This is a genomic window from Streptomyces camponoticapitis, assembly GCF_014646115.1.
Classification (GTDB): Bacteria; Actinomycetota; Actinomycetes; order Streptomycetales; family Streptomycetaceae; genus Streptomyces; species Streptomyces camponoticapitis.
The window spans coordinates 45,479-52,134 of the sequence record NZ_BMMV01000039.1 but is presented as its reverse complement, the minus strand read 5'-3'; the positions used below and the strand labels follow the sequence as shown (position 1 = coordinate 52,134).

4 protein-coding genes and 1 pseudogene are annotated in these 6,656 nt (G+C 70.1%); 1 reads left to right on the top strand and 4 read right to left on the bottom strand.

The genetic code is table 11. From position 1 onward, the window contains the following. A pseudogene (locus tag IEY79_RS37790) lies at positions 1-203 on the bottom strand (hypothetical protein); the annotation flags it as partial. 623 nt (positions 204-826) lie between these two features. After that, positions 827-1,009, bottom strand: a complete 183-nt coding sequence (locus IEY79_RS35580) for a hypothetical protein (protein WP_189111797.1) — start codon at positions 1,007-1,009, stop codon at positions 827-829. Positions 1,010-1,277: 268 nt separating this feature from the next. On the opposite strand from IEY79_RS35580, the gene IEY79_RS35575 reads away from it, so the two are divergent. After that, complete coding sequence (locus IEY79_RS35575; protein WP_189111796.1) at positions 1,278-2,792, top strand: FAD-binding oxidoreductase; 1,515 nt, start codon at positions 1,278-1,280, stop codon at positions 2,790-2,792. A 51-nt stretch (positions 2,793-2,843) separates the two neighbouring features. Here IEY79_RS35575 and IEY79_RS35570 read toward each other — a convergent pair whose 3' ends face one another. Both IEY79_RS35570 and IEY79_RS35565 read right to left on the bottom strand, forming a co-directional pair. After that, on the bottom strand, positions 2,844-5,054 hold the full coding sequence (locus tag IEY79_RS35570) for a SpoIIE family protein phosphatase (RefSeq protein ID WP_229701406.1): 2,211 nt from the start codon (positions 5,052-5,054) through the stop codon (positions 2,844-2,846). 160 nt (positions 5,055-5,214) lie between these two features. Beyond that, positions 5,215-6,654, bottom strand: coding sequence for a dihydrolipoyl dehydrogenase family protein (locus tag IEY79_RS35565; protein ID WP_189111794.1), 1,440 nt, complete (start codon positions 6,652-6,654; stop codon positions 5,215-5,217). Between the last annotated feature and the right edge of the window lie 2 nt (positions 6,655-6,656).

Genomic DNA, 6,656 nt, shown 5'->3' with positions numbered 1-6,656 from the left:
TCGGCCGCCCACGCGATATCCGATGTGAGGATGTCGGCCTTCGACGGCTGGACCACCTTCGCCGCGCCAGGCTCCGGCGCGGGCGCCGCGCCGGCCGGCATCGAGGCCCCGGCTATGAGCGCCGCCTCGGCGACCAGGAGCAGCGCGGCCCCGGCCGCGAAACGCGCCCGGCGCCGTGGCGCTTGATGTCTGTGTGAAGACACGAAAGCGTGTGTCCTTCCCTGCAGAGAAATGCGACACGCGTACGAACGCAGGACACTACGCAGACACAGCAGACGGACACAGGCAGTTATCGGCCGTGGCTCACATCTGACCCAGCGGATCGCCGAGATGAAGCGGAGCCCGGCCTGTAAACGCGTGAATGTTCACACCAGCCGCCCCAGACACATGGGCGCTCGCCGTCCCGGCGCTGGCCTCACGCGCCGTCGCCCCGCGCCGTTCTCCCGGCCTCGCACGAATCGGGGCTCACCGCACTGGAGAGCGCGTGCATTCAGGTGTATCCGGCGTGGCTCTCCTGGAATTCGGCGTTTATGATCTTCAGACTGGCAGCAGCTCAGTCCGACTCATCTGAGAAGTTCATCTGAGAAAGGCAACTGCCATGCGTCGTCAGATCGCCACTGTCCTGCTCGGGGCCTTCGCCCTCGTCACCGCCCTTGCCGCTCCCGCTTCGGCGATCGGGATCGACCTCGGTGGCGGCCTCACCTTCTGAGCCCTCGCGAACACGAGGCCCGGCTGGGGATGCCCCAGCCGGGCCTTTCGCGCTCGCTCCCGCCCGCCTCCGGCTCCCCGCCCGGCGGCGCGGCACCCTGACCGTCCCTGTCGGGCGCTACAGCAGATGCTGCAGGTCGAGGTTGTTGATCAGAGGGCCCTCGATCGTGAGCCCGTCCTTCAGGAGGGACTCAGCGGCGGGAGGCACCGGGGAGGGATTGGCCGCTGCCTGGGCCGGGGCGGTGTACGCGGCCGTCAGAGCGACCGTCGCGAGTACGAGTGCGGCGAAGCCATGACGCATCACCGGCTCCTTTCAGGGGGCGAAGTGGATCGCGATGATCAACGCCGGATCCGCTCATCCGTCACTGATCGCCCGGAAGCGACGTCGAGGGCGTGCACCACGGTGAAATAGCGGTGCGGACCGTGCAGCGGGCGCCTTCCCTTCGGTGCACTTCGGCAGGGGCTGAACGCCGGGGCGGGCGCGGCCCGCGCCCGCCCTTCACGGCCGTGAGGCGGGGCTGTTCGGAGTGGCCCCGCATCTGATGCGGGGCGGTCGCACCTGTTGTTTCATGAGCGGGAAGGAACAAAGCATCACTGATGCGGACTTCGACGCCCATACGGGTCCGCGCAGGGCGACCACCACTTCGAAAGGCGCGATCCAGTTGGCTGTCCCCGCTTCCGACGAAGGTCCGCCCCAGGGCGTCTCCGCCGAGGACATCGCCGCTCTCGCGGCCGGCGTGACGGGAGAGGTTCTCCGGCCCGGCGACGGCGGTTACGCCGCCGAGTGCGCCACCTTCAACCTGGCGATCACGCACAAGCCGGCCGTTGTGGTGGGCGCGGCCGAGCCGGCCGATGTGCAGGCCGCCGTCCGGTTCGCGACCGCCCACGGCCTCGCTGTCGCCGTGCTCGCCACGGGCCACCAGGCCATTGTCCCGGCCGACGGGGCGGTACTGATCACCACACGTCGGATGTCGGGCATCACCGTTGACGAGGCCAGTCACCGGGCCGTCGTGCAGGCAGGGGCGACCGCCCAGCAAGTGGTCGACGCGGCTGAGCCGTTCGGTCTGGCGCCGATCGTCGGCTCCTCACCGTCGGTCGGCGTCGTGGGATTCACCCTCGGCGGAGGTCTCAGCCCCACATTCGGCAGACCGTTCGGCTGGGCCGCCGACTATGTGCACGCGATCGAAGTGGTCACCGCCGACGGGCTGCTGAGGCGTGCCACCGCGCAGGAGGAGCCGGAGCTGTTCTGGGCCCTGCGCGGCAGCAGAAGCAACATGGGTGTGGTGACCGCGCTGGAGTTGGACCTGCACGATGTGACACGGCTGTACGGAGGCGGGCTGTTCTTCTCGGGCGAGGACACCGCCTCGGTGATGCACGCCTACCAGCGTTTCACCGCTTCCGTACCCGAGGAGCTCACCTCCTCGATCGCCCTGCTGCGCCTGGCGGACGCTCCGTCCGTCCCGAAGCTGCTGCGCGGTACGTTCACCCTCCACGTACGGATCGCCTACCTCGGAACCACGGCGGAGGGGGAACGTCTGCTCGCGCCGCTCAGGCAGGCCGCTCCCGTGCTGCTCGACACGGTCGGCGACATGCCACTGACGGACTTCGCCTCGATCCACCAGGACCCGGCCGACCCGATGCTGTTCCGCGAGTGGACGACGATGCTGGACCAGTTCTCCCCCGAGACGGTCGACGCGATCGTCGAACTCGCCGGACCGCGGGCCGATCAGCCGGTGGAGTACGTCGAGGTGCGCCATCTCGGGGGCGCCCTGGGGCGTCGGACGGGCCCGCCGAGCGCGGTGGGCAACCGTGATGCCACCTTCGCCGTCTGGCTCATGAACCTCGGTCCACCCACCGAGGGCGACCCGCAACAGGCCTACGCGCAGCGGGTGTTGGAGAGAGTCCAGCCATGGAGCACCGGACACACCTATCTGAACTTCACCTCGTCCGATCCCACTCCGGCACGGGTGCGGCAGGCGTACTCGCCCGAGACCTACACACGGCTGCGCGCGGCGAAATCCGTTTACGACCCCGGAAACGTGTTCCGCCTCAACCAGAACATTCCGCCCGGCGGCGACGCATGAGAGGTTCTGCCCGGTGGAGCGCCTGTCCCCCGGCACCGGGGGAGGCCGGCTTCAGACGGCCGCCACTTTGATGAGCAGCAGGGCGATGTCGTCGTTGCCCCAGGAGCGCCGCCCGGCCTGTGCGGCACGCCGGACAAGTGTCTCCGTGAGCTCTTCCAGGGACTGCGAGTCCGCCTCCGCCAGGTGACCGGCGAATTCCGCGATGGACTCGTCAAGATCGGTGCCGGGCACTTCGACCAGGCCGTCGGTGAAGAGGGCGAGGATCGCGCCCGGTGGAAGGGGCACGTCGAAGGTCCGGTACTGGGCCTCCGGCTCGATTCCCAGGAGGATTCCGGACGGTCCGTCGATGATCTCCGTACGGCCGTCGGGATGGAGCAGTACGGGTGGCAGGTGGCCGGCCGTCGCCAGATGGGCCCGGTGGTTCCTCAGGTCGAGGTGGGCGTACAGGCAGCTCGTGAACAGGTTCGAGCGCAGGTCGACCAGCAGCCGGTTGGTGCGCGCCAGAATCTCACCCGGAATGGCTCCGGCGCTGGCGTGGGTGTGGACGGCGGTGCGGACCTGTCCCATCAGGGCGGCGGCGTTCACGTTGTGGCCCTGCACATCACCGATGACGGCGGCGACCGAGGTGTCGTCCAGGCGGATGAGGTCGTAGAAGTCGCCTCCGATGTCCATGCCGGTGGTCGCCGGAATGTAGCGGGCGGCGACCTCGATACCCGGGACGTCCGGCAGGACGCCGGGGAGCAGCGCGGCCTGGAGACCCAGTGCGACCTGGTTCTTGGTGTCGTAGAGCCGGGCCCGTTCGAGAGCCTGTGCGATCACTCCGGCCAGTGAGGTGAGACCGGCGCGTTCGTCCGGCGGGAAGAAGTGCGGACGGTTGTAGCCCAGTACGACCGCGCCGATCGTCCGGCCGGAAGCGAACATCGGCAGATGTGCGCACGCGGCCGTGTCCGGGCTCACCGCGATGTTCGGGTAGATGCGCCGGAGGTCCTCGATATGCGGGTGGAACGTGGGGATGCCGGTCATGATGGCCCGGACCTCCGGGGAGTCCGCGCTCAGCGAGCGGTCCTGGAGACCGTCCACGATCTCCTGCGGAAAGCCGCGCGAGCCGACGACCTGGAGTCGCCCCCCGTCGACGGTGACCATGGCCAGGCTCTGTACGTCGATGACGGGCAGGATCTGGTTGGTGACCGCGTCGGTCACGTCCTGGACCCCGACCGACTCGGTGAGGGCCGAGGACAGGTGCAGCAGCTGGTAGAGGGCGCCCGGCCGGGTCCGTTCGGTGACGGTCGGGGCCGCGACCGGATCATCGCCGCTCTCCGCGGCCAGGCCCGGCGATGCGGGCCCCTCGAAGGACAACGCGGGTGGCTCCTCGGCGGGCACGGCGGACCCCTCGGGGGCCGGAGCCGGCTCCTCGTCGGGCACAGCCGCCTCCTCGGTGGGCACGATACGGACGCTGATGCCGGTGGCGTCGGGGTAGAGGTAGAAGGCCAGCAGGCGGTCGGGGGGCCGCAAGGCCGTGAAGGACCTGGGCAGGCGGCTGAAGAGGGCCGCCAGGTAGGCGTTCTCGTACACCGGGTCGAGCAGCCAGGGCAGGATCTCCCAGAGCCGGGCGCCCAGGAGTTCGCTCTCGTCGACGCCCAGCAGCTCGGTGGCCCTCCTGTTGTAGAAGGTGATACGGCCTTCGAGGTCCAGGGCGCACATGCCTTCGGGGAGACGCTCGGTGATTTCGGCGCCGGGCTCCTCGTACCGCGCGGGGGGCGGCTCCACGACGCGCAGCTCTCCGGGTGGCAGCGGATTCCCCTCCTCCGCGGCCTGCCGCAGGAGCTCACCGATCAGGCGGGCACCCGTGTCGGTCGCTTCCTCTTCCTGACGGGAGGGATCAGGGTCGCGGGTGCCGGGCCAGAGCTGCAGCAGCGCGCCCCAGCAGGTGTCTCCGGTGGACAGGGGCACGACGAGCATGGCGACGTCGTAAGGCAGGGCGAGTGCTGTACGGGGGAAGCGGCGGGCCAGTTCCACATGGGAACCCACCCACACCGGATGGCCCTCACGCGCCGCCTCCGCCACCGGGACCGGCGCCGCGAGCGCCACCATCGACCACGGCCTGGCCACCCTCAGGGACACACCGATCACCCGGACCATGCGCAGGAGCTGGTCTTCGGGCACTTTCAGATAGACGGCCCCGAGATGCGCCCCGGTGGTTTTCACGATGTCCGCCAGGGCTTGTTCGATCTGCGCCGAGGCGTCGGTTCTGTCCTCAGCCACGCTCAGGCCAACCCGTGAAGCCATTCACATACGAAAGTACTCATATGTGGATAATAGCTACCTAACGAGAGCGGTGACATCAGGGGCGGCCCGGGCACCTGCCGGAGGGCGTCGCGGAAGCCGGCGCACCCCGACCGGCGTGATCACCGCCGCCGGTGGCTCAGCCTCGGTAGGTCTCCAGAAGACGAAGCCAGACCTCACTGATGGTGGGGAAGGCCGGCACGGCGTGCCAGAGTCTCTCCACGTGCGTCTCACCCGCGACGACGACCGTCGCGGAGTGGAGAAGTTCCGCGACGCCCGGCCCGACGAAGGTGACGCCCACGACGATGTCGCGATCGCGGTCCACCAGCATGCGGGCCCGGCCCCGGTAGCCCTCCCCGTACTGGGTGGCCCCCGCGACGTTTGCGATGTCGTAGTCGACCACCTTGACCTCGCGTCCCGCGCGCTCGGCGTCGATCGTCGTCAGTCCCACGGTGGCGACCTCGGGGTCGGTGAAGACCACCTGGGGTACCGCGACCGTGTCAGCCCTGGCCGTGTGAGGGCCCCACGGGCGTGCGTCCAGAGTGCGGCCGTCGGCACGGGCGCCGATGACGGCGCCCGCGATGCGGGCCTGGTACTTGCCCTGATGCGTCAGCAGGGCGCGGTGGTTGACGTCTCCCACCCCGTACAGCCAGCCCTCGGAGACGGCTGTCACGGTGCAGCTGTCGTCCACGCCGAGCCAGTCCCCCGGGGTCAGCCCGACGGTCTCCAGGCCGATGTCGTCGGTCCGCGGTGCCCGGCCGGTGGCGAAGAGAACCTCGTCCACCGCCAGGACGTCGCCGTCGTCGAGCGTGAGACGCACCTCGTCGTCCGGCCCTCCCCGGCGTTCCGCCGAGGTGACGACGCGTCCGAACCGGATGTCGACACCGGCTTCGCGCAGCCCCGTCGCGACCAGTTCGCCGGCGAAGGGTTCCATGCGCGGCAGCAGCCGCGCGCCGCGGACCAGCATGGTCACCTGCGCTCCGAGGGCCCTGAACGCGGTCGACATCTCGACGGCGACGGGACCTCCTCCCACCACCGCGAGCCGTCCGGGCACCTGACGGGCGCTGGTCGCCTCGCGGTTGGTCCAGGGGCGTGCCGCCGCCAGATCCGGAAGGTCCGGCAGGGCGGGACGGGTACCGGTGCAGACCGCCACGGCGTGGCGGGCCTCCAGCACGGTCCTCGCGCCCTCGGCGGATGTCACCGTCACCCGGCGGGGCCCGTCCAGGCGCCCCTGGCCACGTACGAGGTCGACGCCGGCCCCGGCCAGCCATTCCACCTGGTCGTCGTCCTTCCAGTGGGCGGCCATCTCGTCGCGGTGGGCGAACACGGCGGCAGCGTCCAGGGGGCGCGCCACCGCCGGGTCGAGTCCGGGCATCCGGGTCGCGTCGGCGCGGGTGAGCACCGGTCTCAGCAGCCCCTTGCTCGGCTCGCAGGCCCAGAACGAGCACTCGCCGCCGATCAGCTCGTTCTCCACGACGACCGTGCTCAGCCCGGCGGCGCGGGTACGGTCGGCCACGTTCTCGCCGACAGGTCCGGCGCCGATCACCACCACGTCGTAGGTGCGCCCGGATTCCTTCATCA

Bases quoted from the DNA above. Each gene is read 5' to 3' on its own strand.
- IEY79_RS35580 (WP_189111797.1), bottom strand. From the start codon at position 1,009: ATGCGTCATGGCTTCGCCGCACTCGTACTCGCGACGGTCGCTCTGACG.
- IEY79_RS35575 (WP_189111796.1), top strand. From the start codon at position 1,278: ATGAGCGGGAAGGAACAAAGCATCACTGATGCGGACTTCGACGCCCAT.
- IEY79_RS35565 (WP_189111794.1), bottom strand. From the start codon at position 6,654: ATGAAGGAATCCGGGCGCACCTACGACGTGGTGGTGATCGGCGCCGGA.